The sequence below is a fragment of the Pseudomonas sp. TE4620 genome (genome assembly GCF_056279045.1).
Map to the genome: position 1 here is coordinate 4092666 of NZ_JBWBQO010000001.1, position 16976 is coordinate 4109641.

Consider the following 16976-nt stretch of genomic DNA (forward strand, 5'->3'; position numbering starts at 1 on the left):
GCGTTTCTACCTCAGTTTCAGGGTGGCAAGGCCGATCAGCACCAGAATCACGGTGATGATCCAGAAGCGGACGATCACCCGAGGCTCGGGCCAACCCTTGAGTTCAAAGTGGTGGTGGATCGGCGCCATGCGGAACACGCGCTTGCCGGTCAACTTGAAGGAGGCCACCTGAATCACCACCGACAGGGTCTCCATGACGAACACACCGCCCATGATGAACAGGACGATTTCCTGGCGCACGATCACCGCGATCGTGCCCAGTGCGGCGCCCAGTGCCAGGGCACCGACGTCGCCCATGAACACCTGGGCCGGATAGGTGTTGAACCACAAAAAGCCCAGGCCGGCACCGATCAGCGCGCCACAGAACACGATCAGTTCGCCTGCGCCCGGTACATAAGGGATCAGCAGGTATTCAGCGAATTTCACGTTACCCGACAGGTAGCAGAAGATGCCCAGGGCGCCGCCGACCATGACTGTTGGCATGATCGCCAGGCCATCGAGGCCGTCGGTGAGGTTCACCGCGTTGCTGGAGCCAACGATGACGAAGTAGGTCAGGACGACGAAACCGATACCCAACGGGATGGTGACATCCTTGAGCATCGGCACGATCAGGGTGGTTTCGACGCTGGTCGGCGCGGTCATGTAAAGGAAGATCGCCGCGCCCAGGCCGAACACCGACTGCCAGAAATACTTCCAGCGACTCGGCAGGCCGCGCGAGTTCTTCTCGATCACCTTGCGGTAGTCATCGACCCAGCCGATAGCGCCGAACAGCAGGGTGACGATCAGCACCACCCAGACATAACGGTTGGTCAGGTCGGCCCACAGCAGGGTGCTGATGCCGATGGCCGACAGGATCAGTGCGCCACCCATGGTCGGGGTGCCGGATTTGGACAGGTGCGATTGCGGGCCGTCGTTACGAACGGCTTGACCGATCTGGCGAATCTGCAGGGTACGAATCATCCATGGGCCCAGCCACAGGGCCAGCGACAACGCGGTCAGTACACCCAGAATCCCGCGCAGGGACAGGTACTGAAAGACCGCGAAGCCTTTGTAGAACTGTTGCAGATACTCAGCCAGCAGCAGCAGCATTAATGTTTCTCCCCGCTGGAACCGCACAAAGCCGCCACGACGTTCTCCATCGCAGCGCTGCGCGAACCCTTGATCAAAATAGTGGTGTTGGTGGCCTGTTCGGCGGCGCGAACGGCGTCGATCAGGTCAGCTTGATTAGCGAAATGTCGGGCATTGGTGCCGAACGCAGCTACCGCGTGGGCCATGTTGGTGCCCACCGCATAGAGTGCCGAAACCTTGTCTTTGGCGTACTCGCCTACCTGCCGATGCCCTTCCTCAGCCCACTGGCCCAATTCGCCGATATCCCCGAGCACCAGGACGGTGCGGCCGGAAAAGCCGGCGAGTATATCAACGGCAGCGCACATCGAGGTGGGGTTTGCGTTGTAAGTGTCATCAATCACCCGCACACCGTTGGCCGTCATCTGCACCACAGTGCGGCCCTTGACCGGTTGCACGGCATTGAGGCCCTGGACGATACCGTCCAGGGTCAGACCAAAGGCATGCGCGGCAGCGGCGGCCGCCAGTGCGTTGGCCACGTTGTGGGTGCCCAGCAGGTTGAGCTGGACCCGCGCCACGCCCAGCGGGCTGTGCAGGTCGAACGACGGGCAACCGCGCGGGTCGTGGGCGATGTTGGCAGCGTGGAAATCGGCGTCGGCGTTGTTCAGGGCGAAGGTCAGCAGTGGGCGATTGCCCGCGCGCTTTTTCCAGATGGCGAAGGCCTTGTCATCAAGGTTCAATACGGCCACGCCATCCTGACCCAGACCTTCGAGGATCTCGCCCTTGGCTTCGACAATCTTCTCTGGCCCGCCGAACTCGCCGACATGAGCAGTTCCGGCATTGTTGATCAACGCGACCTGTGGCTTGGTCAGGCCGACGGTGTAGGCAATTTCGCCGATGCGCGAGGCGCCCAGCTCGATCACCGCCGCGGTGTGTTCCGGAGCCAGTTCGAGCAGGGTCAGCGGTGCGCCAAAATCGTTGTTGAGGTTGCCACGGGTGGCCAGCACCGGGCCACGGGTGCGCAGGATGCTGGCAAGCATCTCCTTGACCGTGGTCTTGCCGCTGGAGCCGGTAATGGCGGCGACCGGCTTGTCGAAAGCGGCGCGGTTCAACGCGCCGAGCTGGCCCAGGGCCAGGCGGGTATCGGCAACCACCAACTGCGCCAGGCTGCTGCCCGGCACTTCGCGCTGCACCAGGGCGGCGACCGCGCCTTTGCCAGCAACGTCGTTCAAGTAATCGTGGCCGTCAAAACGCGGCCCGGCCAGGGCAACGAAAAGCTGCCCGGTGGTGATGGCACGGCTGTCGATGCTGACGCCATTGAAGGTTGCATCCTGACCGTGCAGGCGGCCGTTGAGCGGCGCCGCCAGCTGGCTGAGGGACAATGGCTTAAGCATGGGCAGCCTCCCACACGGCCAGGGCCTTCTCGGCTTCAACCAGGTCGGAGAAGTCGTGGCGCTCGCCGTTGATTTCCTGATAATCCTCATGCCCCTTGCCGGCCAGGACGATGACATCGTCAACGCCGGCGCTGGCAATCAGCTGAGCGATGGCGGCACCGCGGCCGGCAACGAATTCGACCGCATCGGCCTGGGCAAAACCCGGGCGGATGTCGGCGAAGATCTGCTGCGGGTCTTCAGTGCGCGGGTTGTCGTCGGTAACCAGCACGCGGTCAGCCAGGCGCTCGGCAACTTCGGCCATCAGCGGCCGCTTGCCGCGATCGCGATCGCCGCCGCAACCGAACAGGCACAGCAACTGGCCCTTGGCGTGCGGGCGCAACGCTTGCAGCACCTGCTCCAGGGCATCGGGGGTATGCGCGTAATCGACCACCACCAGCGGCTTGCTGCCGCCGCCCAGGCGCTGCATGCGCCCGACCGGGCCTTCCAGCGCCGGGGTAACCTTGAGAATTTCGTCCAGCGGGAAATCCAGCGCCAGCAAGGTGCCGACCGCCGCGAGCATGTTGCTCAGGTTGAAGCGCCCGAGCAGGCGGCTGCGCAGCGCGTGCTCACCCTGGGCGGTGACGATCACGGCGCGCACGCCATCATCATCGAAATGCGCTTCGCGGCAGTACAGCGACGCGGCCGGATCCTTGAGGCTGTAGCTGATCAGGCGCGACTCGCCCTGCCCGGCTGCCAGGCGCCGGCCAAAATCGTCATCGAGGTTGACCACCCGGCAACGCAGGTTCGGCCAGGCGAACAGGCGCGCCTTGGCGTCTTCGTAAGCCTGCATGCTGCCGTGGTAGTCGAGGTGATCACGGGACAGGTTGGTCATCACCGCAATATCGAATGCCAGAGCCGCGACCCGGCCCTGGTCCAGGGCATGGGAAGAGACTTCCATGGCCACGGCCTTGGCCCCGGCCTTTTTCAGGTCACTCAGGGTTGCCTGCACGGCGATCGGGTCCGGCGTGGTCAGGCGACCGCTTTGCAGGGCGCCATAGAAACCGGTCCCGAGGGTGCCGATCAGGCCACAGTGCTGGCCGAGCTGGTCCAGCGCCTGGGCTACCAGCTGGGTGACGCTGGTCTTGCCGTTGGTGCCGGTGACGCCGACCAGGTCGAGCAGGCGGCTCGGCTCGCCGTAGAAACGCCCGGCGATGTCCGACAGTTGCGCGGCCAGGCCCTTGACCGGGATCAACGGCACCTCGGCGATCGGCAGCACGGTAGCGCCTTCGGCTTCATAGGCGACCGCCGCCGCACCGCGCTTGAGCGCGTCGGCAATGTGTTCACGGCCATCCATGCGCGTACCCGGCACCGCCAGGAACAGGTCGCCCGGGCGCACGTTGCGGCTGTCCAGGGTCAGTTCGCGGATCGACGGATCGCGGCTGGCCTGGGTAAAAAGCTTGCTCAATGGCATTGTCATCAACCGCGTCCTCCCTTGACCGGTGCAGCGTTGACTTGCTGCGTAGGTGTTGCCGGCGGCAGGTTGTCCGGCGGAATGTTCATCAGGCGCAGGGTGCCGGACATGACTTTGCTGAACACCGGCGCCGATACCAGGCCACCGAAGTAGCCGCCCTTGCTCGGCTCATCGATGACCACGACCACGGCATAGCGCGGGTCGCTCATCGGCCCGAAGCCGGCGAACAGCGAACGGTACGAATTCTCGGTGTAACCCTTGGAACCGATAGTGGCTTTACGCGCGGTGCCCGACTTGCCACCCACGTGGTAGAACGGCACCTGGGCGCGGAACACCCCGCGCGGCGCCTCGATAACCTGCTGGACCATGCCCTGGATGGTCTCGGCGACTTCCTTGGGCACGACCTGGGTAGACTCCGGCGCCTTGTCGACCTTGAGGATGCTCAGCGGCACCATCTTGCCGTCGTTGGCCAGCGCCGCGTAGGCATGCACCAGTTGCAGCGCGGTCACCGACAGGCCGTAGCCGTAGGACAGGGTCGCGGTCTCGGCCTTGCGCCACTCGCGGTGGTTGGGCAGGTTGCCGACGCGCTCGCCCGGGAAGCCCAGGCCGGTGTACTGGCCAAGCCCCAGCTGGGACATGACCCGGTAGATCGATTCGCCACCGATATCGAAGGCGATCTTGCTCATGCCGACGTTACTGGAGTTGATCAGGATGCCGGTCAGGTCAAGGATCGGCCCTTCGCTGCGCGATACGTCGCGAATGGTGTAGCGGCCCAGTTGCAGGGTGCCCGGGTAGACCTCGACCTTGTCGGTCGGCTTCCAGCGCCCGCTCTGCAGGGCCGCGCTCATGGACAGCGGCTTGACCGTCGAACCTGGCTCGAACACGTCGATGATCGCCCGGTTACGCATGGCCGCCGGGAACATGCTGCGACGGTTGTTGGGGTTGTAGGTCGGCTGGTTGACCATGGCCAGCACTTCGCCGGTCTTGACGTCGAGGATCACCAGGCTGCCGGCCTTGGCTTCCTGTTCGGCAATGGCGTTGCGCAACTCGCGGGTGGCCAGGTATTGCAGGCGCAGGTCGATCGACAACGCCAAGGTCTTTCCGGCCTTGGCGTTTTTGGTTACCTGGATGTCCTTGATCAGCCGGCCGCGCCGGTCCTTGATCACCTGTCGCTTGCCGGGCACGCCGGCCAGCCATTCATCGTAGGCCAGCTCCACGCCTTCGCGGCCATGGTCGTCGAGGTCGGTAAAGCCGACCATGTGCGCGGCGACATCGCCGGCCGGGTAGAAACGACGGAATTCCTCGATGCCATAGACACCGGGGACTTTAAGATCGAGCACCACCTGGCCCTGCTCCGGGGTCAGGCCGCGGACCAGGTAGATGAACTCCTTGCTGGCCTGCTGTTCCAGGCGCGCTGCCAGTTGCTGCGGGTTCTGCTTGAGCGCGGCAGCCAGGGCCGGCCAGCGGTCCTTGGCAGCCTGCATTTCTTTCGGGTTGGCCCACAGGGTGGTCACCGGGGTACTGACGGCCAGCGGCTCGCCATTACGGTCGGTGATCAGCCCGCGGTGCGCAGGAATAGGAATATGTCGCAGGCTGCGGGCATCGCCCTGGCCCTTGAGGAAGTCACGGTCGACCACCTGCAGGTCGATGATGCGCCAGGCAATCGCGCCGACCATCAGTGCCAGCAGGGCGATGACCACGCGGAACCGCCATGGGTAGAGTGCGCCTTCAAGTTTCATCATGGCGCCACCATCCGTACTTCGTCAGCGGCCGGAATACGCATTTTCAGCTGTTCGCTGGCAAGGTTCTCGATACGGCTGTGGGCCGTCCAGGTGCTCTGCTCGAGAATCAGTCGGCCCCACTCGGCCTGGGCCTTGTCGCGCTCGCTGAGTTCGCCGTACAGGGTGTTGAGCAACTGACGGTTCCAGTGCGCGCTGTAGGACACCGCCACCGAAGAAACGAGCACGCCAATGAACAGCAGAAGCATCAGGAAGCTTCCGCCTGGCAAAGGCTTGGCGAACAAACGGCTCACCGCAGTTTCTCGGCGACGCGCATGACCGCGCTACGCGAACGTGGGTTGGCCTTGAGCTCGGCTTCGGAAGCGAACTGGGCCTTGCCGTGGACCTTGATCTTCGGCTCGAAGTGCTTGTGCTGGACCGGCAGGTTGCGCGGCAGGTTGTCGGCCTCACCCTTGACCAGCTTGCGCATGAACAGTTTGACGATGCGGTCTTCCAGCGAATGGAAGCTGATCACCACCAGGCGCCCGCCGACTTCCAGCGCTTCGAGCGCAGCCTCAAGGCCGGCCTCAAGGTCACCGAGTTCGTTGTTGACGTGGATGCGCAGGCCCTGGAAGGCACGGGTTGCCGGGTTCTTGCCCTTTTCCCAGGCCGGGTTGGCAACCTTGAGCACTTCGGCAAGGTCGGCGGTGCGGGTAAACGGAGTTTCTTCACGGCGCAGCACCACGGCACGGGCCATGCGCTTGGCAAAGCGCTCTTCGCCGTATTCCTTGAACACCCGGGCGATTTCTTCTTCCGGCGCAGTGGCGATGAACTCTGCAGCGCTGACGCCGCGAGTCGGGTCCATGCGCATGTCCAGCGGGCCGTCGTTGAGGAAGCTGAAGCCGCGCTCAGGGTCGTCCAGCTGTGGCGACGAGACGCCCAGGTCGAGCAGGATGCCGCTGACCTTGCCGGCCAGGCCGCGCTCGGCAACTTCGGCGCCCAGCTCGGCAAAACTGCGCTGCACAATGACAAAGCGGCCGTCTTCGGCCGCCAGCGCTTGCCCGGTGGCAATCGCTTGTGGGTCCTTGTCAAAACCCAGCAGCCGGCCCTGCGGCCCGAGCTTGCTGAGGACTAACCGGCTATGCCCGCCGCGCCCGAAGGTGCCATCCAGATAGCAGCCATCGGCGCGTACGGCGAGAGCCTCGACGGCTTCGTCAAGCAGTACGGTGATGTGGTTAAAGCCGCTATCTATAGTCACAGGATCAAATCACGCAGTTCATCAGGCATGGCGCCCGGTTGTTGGATAGCTGCGAGGTCGGCTGCCGAAACCGCGTTCCAGGCATCCTCGTCCCACAGCTGAAATTTGTTCAGTTGCCCCACCAGCATTGCCTTCTTGTCGAGCTTGGCGTACTCGCGCAAACGCGGCGGCACCAGGAAACGCCCACTGCCATCAAGCTCAAGATCCACCGCATTGCCGATCAGCAAACGCTGCAGGCGGCGGTTCTCTTCACGCAATGACGGCAAGGCGCGCAACTTGGCTTCAATCAGCTCCCACTCATCGAGCGGGTACACACATAAACAGGGATCAACCGCATCGATGGTCACGATCAACTGCCCGGAACTACGCGAATCGAGCTCGTCACGGTACCGGCTCGGCATTGCGAGACGGCCCTTTGCGTCGAGGTTGATGGCGTTGGCTCCGCGGAACACGGCTGCGATTCCCCACAATGTTAGCGTTTTTGTGTCAGAAAACCCACTTCATGCCACTTTCTGCCACTTGCGCACACTATAGGAATCCGCCTACCACACCGTCAAGGCACGCTTATAAGGAAATCCCTTACAGATCGGAGATTTAGCGCGCACAGAGAAGATAGAAGGACAATTCGGAAGGGATTTTGACGAAAAAACTCAAACCCACTCAGACGGATAGAGAGCGAAGTTAAAGTAATTTATTAAGAGTAAGATTTTTTCGGTATTACCAGCACGCATCTGCTATCGATTCAAGCAGGAGGGGAAGAGGTGGAGAGTCGATCTGTAAGCCGGGTTCTGTCGAGGACAGTCATTCCTCTACGACGGCCATCACTGGACGCCTTTAGCAACCTACCCGGTTCCAACGCGGGCCGCGCCATATGGAACCCTATTTGGTCTTGCTCCGAGTGGGGTTTACCTAGCCATGAACTGTTGCCAGTCATGCGGTGCGCTCTTACCGCACCTTTTCACCCTTACCGGCACCGAAGTGCTTAGGCGGTTATTTTCTGTGGCACTTTCCGTAGGCTCGCGCCCCCCAGGCATTACCTGGCACTCTGCCCTATGGAGCCCGGACTTTCCTCCCCCCTCTATTGCGGAACAATAGAAGGCAGCGACTGTCCAATCGACTCTCCGCCGCAAAGGTTAACGGTAGCGGGCGCCAAGAACAAGCGATAAAACTGATAATAGCACTATAACATCAGTGGGCTTTCTGTTTTTCCAGTGCCGCCTGGTACAGCAGGTTTTTGCGCACCCCGGTGATTTCCGCCGCCAGCGCAGCGGCGCGCTTGAGCGGCATTTCCGCCAGCAGCAGGTCGAGAATACGCATTGCCTCGCTGCTGACCGCCTGCTCATCTTCCGGCGCGGTATAGCCCGCCACCAGCACCACACACTCGCCACGCTGCTGATTGCTGTCAGCCTCGACGAAGGCGCGCAGCTCGGCCAGCGGCAAACCCTTGAGGGTCTCGAAGGTTTTGGTCAGCTCGCGGGCCAGCAACGCCGGGCGCTCGCCACCGAATACCTCTTCCATGTCCTGCAAGCACTCGAGAATCCGGTGTGGTGCTTCGTAGAAGATCAACGTGCGCGGCTCTTCCTTTACCTGACTCAGGCGCGCGCGACGTCCTACAGCCTTGGCTGGCAGGAAGCCTTCGAAGATGAACCGGTCCGACGGCAGGCCAGCGGCCGACAGCGCCGCGATCAGCGCGCAGGCACCGGGCACCGGCACCACGGCGATGCCGGCGGCGCGGGCCTGGCGTACCAAGTGATAGCCAGGATCGGAAATCAGCGGCGTACCGGCGTCGGAAATCAGCGCGACATTGTCGCCCGCCAGCAAACGGGTGATAAAACGACTGCCCTCATCACGCTCGTTGTGCTCGTGGCAGGCCGCCAGCGGCGTGTTGATACCAAAGTGTTGCATCAGACGAATGGAGTGACGGGTGTCTTCGGCGGCGATCAGCGCCACATCACCGAGTATTTTCAGTGCCCGGGCACTCATGTCATCCAGGTTGCCGATCGGCGTGGCCACCACATAAAGCGTGCCCGAAGTGGATTGGGAAGCCCCTGGAACATCAGTCACTGCACACACCTGTCGTCATGATCAAAGCGCCATTGTAGCCCGAGAGTCGGCAACATTGGGCAATCAGGATTGCCGCAAAGCGGCGTTCCAGCACCTATATTGAAGGATTAACGCCAGCAAGATCGCGCCCCGGCCAGCGCTTGGGTACAATTGCCAGTTAATTTGATCGAGTAACAGGACCCTTACATGATCGCTTGCCTGCGGCTGTTCACAGCCCTTTGCCTCGCCGCCCTGCTGGCAGCCTGCGCCAGCTCGCCCTCGTCGAGCCTCGGCGAACTGCCGCGCACACCGGATGCCAGCATCGAGCAACTGCTTGAACAGGCCACCACCAGCAAGACGCCGGAGCAAGCTGCACTGTTGCGCCTGAGCGCCGCCGACCTGGCCTACAAGCAAAAGGACAATGCCCGCGCCGCGCGCATCCTCGAGCAGGTGCCGCTGGAGCAGCTCAAACCGGCCCAGCAGATCTTCGCCAGCACCCTGGCGGCAGAACTGGCCATGAGCCGCAACCAGCCGAAAATGGCCCTGACCGCCTTGAGCCACCCAAGCCTGGCGCGCCTCAACGAGCTGCCGGAAGATCAACAGATCCGTACCCGCAGCGTGCATGCCGCAGTGCTGGAAGCCAACGGCCAGCCACTGGCCGCCGCCCAGGAGCGCGCGCAACTGACGCCGCTGCTCAAGGGCGATGCTGCCAACGCCAACAACGACGCGATCTGGAACCTGGTGGCCGCCACCCCGCGCGATCAGCTCAATAACCTCAGCAGCGGCACCGACACCATGGCCGGCTGGGCCAGCCTGGCCCTGGCGGTAAAAGGCGCCGGCACCGTCGAGCAGCAACAAGCCGCCATCGACGCCTGGCGCGCCCAGCACGCCGATCACCCGGCCGCCGCCCAGCTGCCACCGTCGCTGATCAAGCTGATGGAGCTGACCAGCCAGCCGCTGACCAAAATCGCCCTGCTGCTGCCACAGGAAGGCCAGCTGGCCGGCGTTGCCCGCGCCCTGCGTGACGGTTTCATGGCCGCGCACTTCCAGGCCCAGCAAGCCGGCCAGAAGCCGCCGACCATCGAAGTCTTCGACAGCTCGCGACTGACCTCGCTGGACGACTTCTACCGCCAGGCCCAGGCCTCTGGCGTGCAACTGGTGGTTGGCCCGCTGGAAAAACCGCTGGTGAAAAAGCTCGCCGCCTACCCGCAATTGCCGATCACCACCCTCGCCCTGAACTACAGCGACGCCGGCCAGAAAGGCCCGGAGCAGCTGTATCAGTTCGGCCTCGCCGCCGAAGACGAAGCCCGTGAAGTGTCGCGCCGCGCCCGCGCCGACGGCATGGTGCGCGCCGTCGCCCTGGTGCCGAAAGGCGAATGGGGCGACCGCGTGCTCAAGGCCTTCCGCCAGGACTGGGAAGCCAACGGTGGCAGCCTGCTGGCCGCCCAGCACATCGACCAGCCGGTAGCCCTGGCCCAGCAGATCGCCGAGCTGTTCCAGCTGCGCCAGAGCGAAGGCCGCGCCAAGAGCCTGCAAAGCACCGTCGGCGGCGCCGTATCGGCCCAGCCATCGCGCCGCCAGGACATCGACTTCATCTTCCTTGCCGCCACCCCGCAGCAAGGCCAGCAGATCAAGCCGACCCTGAACTTCCAGTACGCTGGCGACGTACCGGTGTATGCCACCTCGCACGTTTACAGCGCCAGCGGCGACGTCAACCAGTACCGCGACCTCACCGGCGTGCGCTTTTGCGATACTCCATGGCTGCTCGACAGCGGCAACCCGTTGCGCCAGCAGGTAGAACGTCAGTGGCCACAAGCGGCCGGCAGCCTCGGCCGCCTGTACGCCATGGGCATCGACGCCTTCAGCCTGGCACCACGCCTGGGCCAGCTGCGCGCGCTGCCGGAAAACCGCATTGACGGCCTGTCCGGCAGCCTGAGCATGAACGAGAACCAGCGCATCGAGCGGCAACTGCCGTGGGCCGAGTTCACCGGCGGCCAAATCAAACGCCTGCCCGACACCCCACGCTGATGCCCGACAGTTCGCGCCAACAGGCCGGCCAGGCCGCCGAACGGCAAGCCCTTGAATACCTTCAAGGGCAAGGCCTGCGGCTGCTGGCGCAGAACTGGCGATGCAAACGCGGCGAGCTTGATCTGGTCATGCTCGACAGCGATACAGTAGTATTCGTCGAAGTCCGCTACCGGCTGCACGCGGATTTTGGCGGTGCGCTCGCCAGTATCGACGGGCGCAAGCAGGACAAACTGGTGCTAGCCGCCGAGTCTTTTCTGCAAAAGGAAACACGCTGGGCCAACCACCCCTGCCGTTTCGATGTCATCGCCTTGCAAGGCAGAGGCCATTCGGGCCCACCGCTGGACTGGCTGAAAAATGCCTTCGAGTGCTGAACCCGCCACTGCCCTGCGCCATTACCCCTACAACTTTTTTGCTCTTTGCTTCACGGGCTGCACAGTCATGTGCCGGGACCTTTTTTGTATACTCCCGACGCGCCCGGCCAGCCGCCCTACTTAAGGTCACACTGATGGACATGCAATCCCGAATTCGCCAGCTTTTTCAGGCCAGCATCAACACCAAGCAACAGGCGATGGAAGTCCTTGCACCACACATCGAGCAAGCCAGTCAGGTCATGGTCAATGCGCTGCTCAACGAGGGCAAGATGCTTGCCTGCGGCAACGGCGGCTCGGCCGGCGATGCCCAGCACTTTTCTTCCGAACTGCTCAACCGCTTCGAGCGTGAGCGCCCGAGCCTGCCGGCCATCGCCCTGACCACCGACAGCTCGACCATCACCTCGATCGCCAACGACTACAGCTACAACGAAATATTCTCCAAGCAGATCCGCGCCCTGGGCCAGCCCGGCGATGTGCTGCTGGCGATTTCGACCAGCGGTAACTCGGCGAACATTATTCAGGCGATCCAGGCCGCACATGATCGCGAAATGATTGTCGTAGCTCTGACCGGGCGCGATGGCGGCGGCATGGCCTCGCTGCTGCTGCCTGAAGACGTCGAGATCCGCGTACCGGCCAACGTCACCGCACGTATCCAGGAAGTCCACCTGCTGGCGATCCACTGCCTCTGCGACCTGATCGACAGCCAACTGTTCGGGAGTGAAGAATGACCCCTAACCGCCTCGGCCTGATGGCCCTGACCCTGTGCCTGAGCCTCACCGGTTGCAGCTCGGTGCTCACCGCCACCCGCGACAAGCCGATCGAGGACGACCGCGGCACCCGCACCTTCGGCAGCAAGATCGATGACTCGCTGATCGAAACCAAAGTCGCGGTGAACGTCGCCAAGGCCAGCCCTGACCTGGACAAGAACTCGCACATTGTCGTCAGCAGCTTCAACGGCATCGTCCTGCTCGCCGGGCAAACCCCGCGCGCCGACCTCAAGGGCCTGGCCGAACAGGCTGCCGGCCAGGTCCAGCGGGTGAAAAAGGTGCATAACGAGCTGCAGGTGCTGCCGCCCTCCTCGATCCTGGCGCGCAACAACGACGCCTGGCTGACCACCAAGATCAAGACCCAGATGCTCACCGACAGCAACATTCCCGGTTCGCGCATCAAGGTCATCACCGAAAACGGCATCGTCTACATGCTCGGCCTGCTGACCCAGCAGGAAGCCTCGCGCGCCACCAACCTGGTGCAGGGCGTGTCGGGCGTGCAGAAGATCGTCAAGCTGTTCGAATACATCGACTGATAAACCCATCGCGGGGCAAGCGCCCCGCGATCCAACCATCCTTAGGAAGTCCCCATGAAAAACGGCCTGCTGCCAACCTTGCTGATTGGCGCCTTCGCCACCCTGGCCGGCTGCTCCACCCCAACCCAGATCACCCTCAACGACGGCCGCGAATTCCAGGCAGTCGACGCGCCGCACTACGACCGCGCAGCCGGCTTCTACGAGTTCAAGCAGCTCGATGGCAAGGTGATCAAGGTCAACAAGGACCAGGTCCGCACCATCACCGACCTGTAATCCAGGCCGGCAGACACAAAAAAGGCGATCCATGCGGATCGCCTTTTTTGTTACTTGACCACCTTCAAGCTCGGACGCCCGCTTGGCCGCGGCGGCTGGCCGCCGGCAGGCGGACCGTCGTCATCCGGCTCGACGCTGTCGTCTTCTTCATCTTCATCATCGAGCAGCGGCGGCTCGAGTTCGAAGACCATACCCTGGCCGTTTTCCCGGGCATAAATACCGAGGATGGCACCGGCAGGCACGAACAGGGTGTGAGCAACGCCGCCAAAGCGGCCCTCGAAGCTCACAGCCTCGTTATCCATGTGCAGGTGACGTACGGCACTGGGTGAGATGTTGAGGACGATCTGGCCGTCACTGGCGAAGCTCTGGGGTACCTGGACGGCCGGGTATTCGGCGTTGACCAGCATATGCGGTGTGCAGTCGTTGTCCACGATCCACTCATAGAGTGCACGTACCAAATAGGGGCGACTGGAGTTCATCGACAGCTCCTTAAAACCTAGCGCATTTCACGTTCAGCAGCGGACAGGCTTGCCTGGAAGGCTTCGCGGGCAAACTGTCGCTCCATGTAGTCGAGCAACGGCTTGGCCGGCCGCGGCAGTTCGATACCCAACACCGGCAAACGCCAGAGTATGGGCAATAGACAACAATCGACCAGACTTTGCTCCTCACTCAAGAAACAAGGCTTGTCTGCAAACAACGGCGACACTCCGGTCAGGCTCTCGCGCAGCTCCTTGCGCGCCTGTACCCGTGCCGGCTCCTTGCTGCGCGGGTCGAGTATCAGGTCGACCAGCGCACACCAGTCGCGCTGGATACGGTGGATCAGCAGGCGACTGTTGGCCCGCGCCACCGGATACACCGGCAACAATGGCGGGTGCGGGTAACGTTCATCGAGGTATTCCATCACCACGGTCGACTCGTACAACGCCAGGTCGCGATCGACCAGGGTTGGCACGCTGCCATAGGGGTTCACTTCAACCAGCTTGGGCGGAAGGCGACCAGGATCGACGTTGATGATCTCGACACTGACACCCTTCTCGGCGAGAACGATGCGCACCCGATGAGAATAATGGTCAGCGGGGTCGGAGTAGCAGGCTAACCGGTTGGTCACGCCCATAGTGGTCCTCCTCGCGTATGAATTTATAAATGCTGCAAATGCAAACGCGCCCTGCGAGCGCCCCTGTGATTCCAGAGGCGCCCCAGGGCGCGTTCAACTACCAGAAACTACTGCGTGATCAGTGCACGTCCTTCCAGTATTCGCGCTTGAGCAGATAAGCGAATACGAAGAAGAAGGCCAGATACAGCAGCACATAGGTACCGATGCGCTGGCTTTCCAGTTTGACCGGGTTAGCCGAGTAGGCCAGGAAGGTCACCAGGTTCTTGACCTTCTCGTCGAACTGCTCTGGCGTCAGGGTACCGGATTTCGGCTCCACGGTCAGCTGGTCGCATGCTTCATGAGTCAAAGGCGAGCCGGTCAGCGGGTCGTATTGCTTCTTGCCATCGACCACGGTCTGCACTTGCTTGCAGCCAATCACCTGGTTGCCCTGCAGGCCAACCAGCACGTTAGGCATGCCGACGTTGGGGAAAACCTTGTTGTTCACCCCGTACGGACGCGACTTGTCCTCATAGAAACTACGCAGGTAGCTGTACAGCCAGTCGGTACCACGGACCCGGGCAACCAGGGTCAGGTCAGGCGGCGCAGCACCGAACCAGGTCTTGGCATCTTCAGGCTTCATGCCGATCTTCATGTGGTCGCCAATCTTGGCGCCGGTGAACACCAGCTTCTCGAGCATCAGCTCGTGAGGAATGCCCAGGTCGTCAGCCACGCGCTCGTAACGCTGGAACTTGGCGCTATGGCAACCCATGCAATAGTTGGCGAAGGTGCGTGCGCCGTCCTGCATGGCGGCCTTGTCGGTCAGGTCGATATCGACCTTGTCCAGCTCCAGGCCGTGTTCGGCGGCGAAGGTGAACGCGGGCATCACTGCCAGAATCAATACTGCAAATAGCTTTTTCATCAGCCAGTCACCCTTTCCGGAACCGGTTTGGTCTTCTCGAGCCGGGTGTAGAACGGCATCAGAAGGAAGTAGGCGAAATACAGGAAGGTGCATACCTGCGACAGCAGCGTACGGCCCGGGGTAGGCGCCAGAACGCCGAGCACACCGAGGATCACGAACGAGATGCAGAACACCAGCAGCCAGACCTTGCTCATCCAGCCCTTGTAGCGCATGGACTTGACCGGGCTGCGATCCAGCCACGGCAGGACGAACAGCACGGCGATCGCGGCGCCCATGGCAATTACACCGAGCAGCTTGTCCGGAACGGCGCGCAAGATCGCGTAGAACGGAGTGAAGTACCAGACCGGGGCAATGTGCTCAGGGGTCTTGAAGGCGTTGGCCTGTTCGAAGTTCGGTTTTTCCAGGAAGTAACCGCCCATTTCCGGGAAGAAAAACACGATGGCGCAGAACACGAAGAGGAACACGACGACGCCGACGATATCCTTCACGGTGTAGTAAGGGTGGAACGCGATACCGTCCAGCGGCACGCCGTTCTCGTCCTTGTGCTTCTTGATGTCAACACCGTCAGGGTTGTTCGAACCGACTTCGTGCAGCGCCAGGATATGCAGCACCACCAGGCCGAGAATGACGATCGGCAGGGCCACCACGTGCAGGGCGAAGAAGCGGTTCAGGGTGATGCCGGAGATCAGGTAGTCACCGCGGATCCACTGGGTCAGGTCATCGCCGATCACCGGAATGGCGCCGAACAGCGAGATGATCACCTGGGCACCCCAGTAGGACATCTGGCCCCATGGCAGCAGGTAGCCCATGAACGCTTCGGCCATCAGCGCCAGGTAGATCAGCATGCCGAACACCCAGACCAGTTCGCGAGGCTTCTGGTACGAGCCGTACAGCAGGCCGCGGAACATGTGCAGGTAGACGACGATGAAGAACGCCGAGGCGCCGGTGGAGTGCAGGTAGCGCAGGATCCAGCCGTATTCGACGTCACGCATGATGTATTCGACCGAGGCGAACGCCTCTTCGGCCGAAGGGGTGAAGCTCATGGTCAGCCACACGCCGGTGACGATCTGGTTGACCAGGACCAGCAGGGCCAGGGAGCCGAAGAAATAGAAGAAGTTGAAGTTCTTCGGTGCGTAATACTTGCTGAGATGGTCTTCCCACATCTTGGTCGCGGGGAAGCGGGCGTCAACCCAATCCATGAACTTACTCATCACGCGTTCTCCTGATCGACGCCGACGACAATGATGTCGTCCGACTCATAAGAGTGCGGCGGCACTGGCAGATTGAGCGGCGCCGGCTGGGATTTGTAGACGCGGCCAGCCAGGTCGTAGTGGGAGCCGTGGCACGGGCAGAAGTAGCCACCGACCCACTTCGGACCCAGGTCGACAGGTGCCACTTCCGGACGGAAGGTCGGCGAGCAGCCCAGGTGGGTGCACAGGCCGACCAGCACGAGGATTTCCGGCTTGATCGAGCGGTTCGACGGATCGACGTAAGTGGGTTGAACCGAAGCCTTGGACTCTGGGTCGGAGAGGTCGCCGGTGATCTTCTTGAGGTTACCGAGGATCTCCTCGGTACGACGGACGATGAACACCGGTTGGCCGCGCCACTCAGCAATCATCTGCTGACCAGGCTCTACCTTGGCGATATTGACCTTCACCGGTGCACCCGCGGCTTTCGCCTTGGCACTGGGGAACCATGACCCTACGAACGGGACCGCAGCCCCCACCGCTCCTGCAGCACCCACCACGGACGTGGCTGCTACGAGGAAGCGACGCCGGCCTGCATTGACGCCGTCATTGCTCATTCAGTCCTCTCCCATCAGCTTTATGGCCTGTTGCAACAGGCATCTACTAAGTAATTTCTGAACTGCTAAAAATTTGCCGCATGGTAATGAAAAGACCCTTCTCTGACAAGGTGATTAGCCTTGTGCCACCCCGCTATCCCTTGTAACTCTTGACTTGCGTCTATGCGGCAAGTTGTCACAGTAAACAACAGCATAGTTATTCAAGACATAAAAAAAGCCCGGTTCCACCAGGAACCGGGCTTTTTTTGAACGCCGAA

General features: G+C 62.1%; 18 protein-coding genes and 1 other RNA gene. 5 read left to right on the forward strand and 14 right to left on the reverse strand.

Features of this window, described 5'->3' with window-relative positions:
* Positions 1-6: 6 nt before the first annotated feature.
* The 9 genes from mraY to rsmI all read right to left on the reverse strand — a co-directional run bounded on the left by mraY (position 7) and on the right by rsmI (position 8949).
* Entirely contained in the window at positions 7-1089 is a 1083-nt protein-coding gene (mraY, locus tag ACZ9A3_RS18890; protein ID WP_036996790.1) for a phospho-N-acetylmuramoyl-pentapeptide-transferase, read from the reverse strand.
* Positions 1089-2459, reverse strand: coding sequence for a UDP-N-acetylmuramoyl-tripeptide--D-alanyl-D-alanine ligase (locus ACZ9A3_RS18895; RefSeq protein WP_258594791.1), 1371 nt, complete (start codon positions 2457-2459; stop codon positions 1089-1091). Before ACZ9A3_RS18895 ends, mraY begins: the two co-directional genes overlap by 1 nt.
* Positions 2452-3915, reverse strand: coding sequence for a UDP-N-acetylmuramoyl-L-alanyl-D-glutamate--2,6-diaminopimelate ligase (locus ACZ9A3_RS18900; RefSeq protein ID WP_093379813.1), 1464 nt, complete (start codon positions 3913-3915; stop codon positions 2452-2454). Before ACZ9A3_RS18900 ends, ACZ9A3_RS18895 begins: the two co-directional genes overlap by 8 nt.
* Positions 3915-5648: a peptidoglycan D,D-transpeptidase FtsI family protein gene (locus ACZ9A3_RS18905; protein WP_176794319.1), complete on the reverse strand. Its 1734-nt coding sequence runs from the start codon at positions 5646-5648 to the stop codon at positions 3915-3917. The genes ACZ9A3_RS18900 and ACZ9A3_RS18905 overlap by 1 nt, the downstream gene beginning before the upstream one ends.
* Positions 5648-5941, reverse strand: a complete 294-nt coding sequence (gene ftsL / locus ACZ9A3_RS18910) for a cell division protein FtsL (protein ID WP_045197313.1) — start codon at positions 5939-5941, stop codon at positions 5648-5650. The genes ACZ9A3_RS18905 and ftsL overlap by 1 nt, the downstream gene beginning before the upstream one ends.
* Complete coding sequence (rsmH, locus tag ACZ9A3_RS18915; RefSeq protein ID WP_371128635.1) at positions 5938-6885, reverse strand: 16S rRNA (cytosine(1402)-N(4))-methyltransferase RsmH; 948 nt, start codon at positions 6883-6885, stop codon at positions 5938-5940. The genes ftsL and rsmH overlap by 4 nt, the downstream gene beginning before the upstream one ends.
* Complete coding sequence (gene mraZ, locus ACZ9A3_RS18920; protein WP_010220775.1) at positions 6882-7337, reverse strand: division/cell wall cluster transcriptional repressor MraZ; 456 nt, start codon at positions 7335-7337, stop codon at positions 6882-6884. The genes rsmH and mraZ overlap by 4 nt, the downstream gene beginning before the upstream one ends.
* Before the next feature lie 309 nt (positions 7338-7646).
* Positions 7647-8006, reverse strand: an RNA gene (rnpB, locus tag ACZ9A3_RS18925) — RNase P RNA component class A.
* 67 nt (positions 8007-8073) lie between these two features.
* Complete coding sequence (gene rsmI, locus ACZ9A3_RS18930; protein ID WP_045197308.1) at positions 8074-8949, reverse strand: 16S rRNA (cytidine(1402)-2'-O)-methyltransferase; 876 nt, start codon at positions 8947-8949, stop codon at positions 8074-8076.
* A gap of 186 nt (positions 8950-9135) precedes the next feature.
* Here rsmI and ACZ9A3_RS18935 point away from each other — a divergent pair, with 186 nt between their 5' ends.
* The 5 genes from ACZ9A3_RS18935 (at position 9136) to ACZ9A3_RS18955 (ending at position 12903) form a co-directional block, all read left to right on the forward strand.
* A complete protein-coding gene (locus tag ACZ9A3_RS18935; protein ID WP_093379809.1) occupies positions 9136-10956 on the forward strand; it encodes a penicillin-binding protein activator in 1821 nt (606 codons plus the stop codon).
* A complete protein-coding gene (locus ACZ9A3_RS18940) occupies positions 10956-11327 on the forward strand; it encodes a YraN family protein (protein WP_045197304.1) in 372 nt (123 codons plus the stop codon). Before ACZ9A3_RS18935 ends, ACZ9A3_RS18940 begins: the two co-directional genes overlap by 1 nt.
* A 134-nt stretch (positions 11328-11461) precedes the next feature.
* Positions 11462-12055, forward strand: a complete 594-nt coding sequence (locus ACZ9A3_RS18945) for a phosphoheptose isomerase (protein ID WP_026001179.1) — start codon at positions 11462-11464, stop codon at positions 12053-12055.
* Positions 12052-12630 (forward strand): BON domain-containing protein, encoded by a 579-nt coding sequence (locus ACZ9A3_RS18950; RefSeq protein WP_045197297.1) that lies wholly within the window; start codon positions 12052-12054, stop codon positions 12628-12630. Before ACZ9A3_RS18945 ends, ACZ9A3_RS18950 begins: the two co-directional genes overlap by 4 nt.
* 54 nt (positions 12631-12684) lie before the next feature.
* Entirely contained in the window at positions 12685-12903 is a 219-nt protein-coding gene (locus ACZ9A3_RS18955; protein ID WP_045197295.1) for a YgdI/YgdR family lipoprotein, read from the forward strand.
* A gap of 50 nt (positions 12904-12953) precedes the next feature.
* Here the strand turns inward: ACZ9A3_RS18955 and ACZ9A3_RS18960 are convergent, their stop codons facing one another.
* From ACZ9A3_RS18960 to petA, 5 genes are all read right to left on the reverse strand, one after another.
* The gene (locus ACZ9A3_RS18960; RefSeq protein ID WP_045197293.1) at positions 12954-13382 is read right to left on the reverse strand and encodes a ClpXP protease specificity-enhancing factor; all 429 of its coding nucleotides are present in this window, start codon (positions 13380-13382) and stop codon (positions 12954-12956) included.
* Positions 13383-13399: 17 nt separating this feature from the next.
* Positions 13400-14017, reverse strand: a complete 618-nt coding sequence (locus ACZ9A3_RS18965; RefSeq protein ID WP_010220766.1) for a glutathione S-transferase N-terminal domain-containing protein — start codon at positions 14015-14017, stop codon at positions 13400-13402.
* Between the two features lie 118 nt (positions 14018-14135).
* The gene (locus ACZ9A3_RS18970) at positions 14136-14915 is read right to left on the reverse strand and encodes a cytochrome c1 (RefSeq protein WP_010220765.1); all 780 of its coding nucleotides are present in this window, start codon (positions 14913-14915) and stop codon (positions 14136-14138) included.
* Positions 14915-16126: a cytochrome b gene (locus ACZ9A3_RS18975; RefSeq protein ID WP_045197292.1), complete on the reverse strand. Its 1212-nt coding sequence runs from the start codon at positions 16124-16126 to the stop codon at positions 14915-14917. Before ACZ9A3_RS18975 ends, ACZ9A3_RS18970 begins: the two co-directional genes overlap by 1 nt.
* Entirely contained in the window at positions 16126-16719 is a 594-nt protein-coding gene (petA, locus tag ACZ9A3_RS18980) for a ubiquinol-cytochrome c reductase iron-sulfur subunit (RefSeq protein WP_010220763.1), read from the reverse strand. Before petA ends, ACZ9A3_RS18975 begins: the two co-directional genes overlap by 1 nt.
* Positions 16720-16976 lie beyond the last annotated feature (257 nt).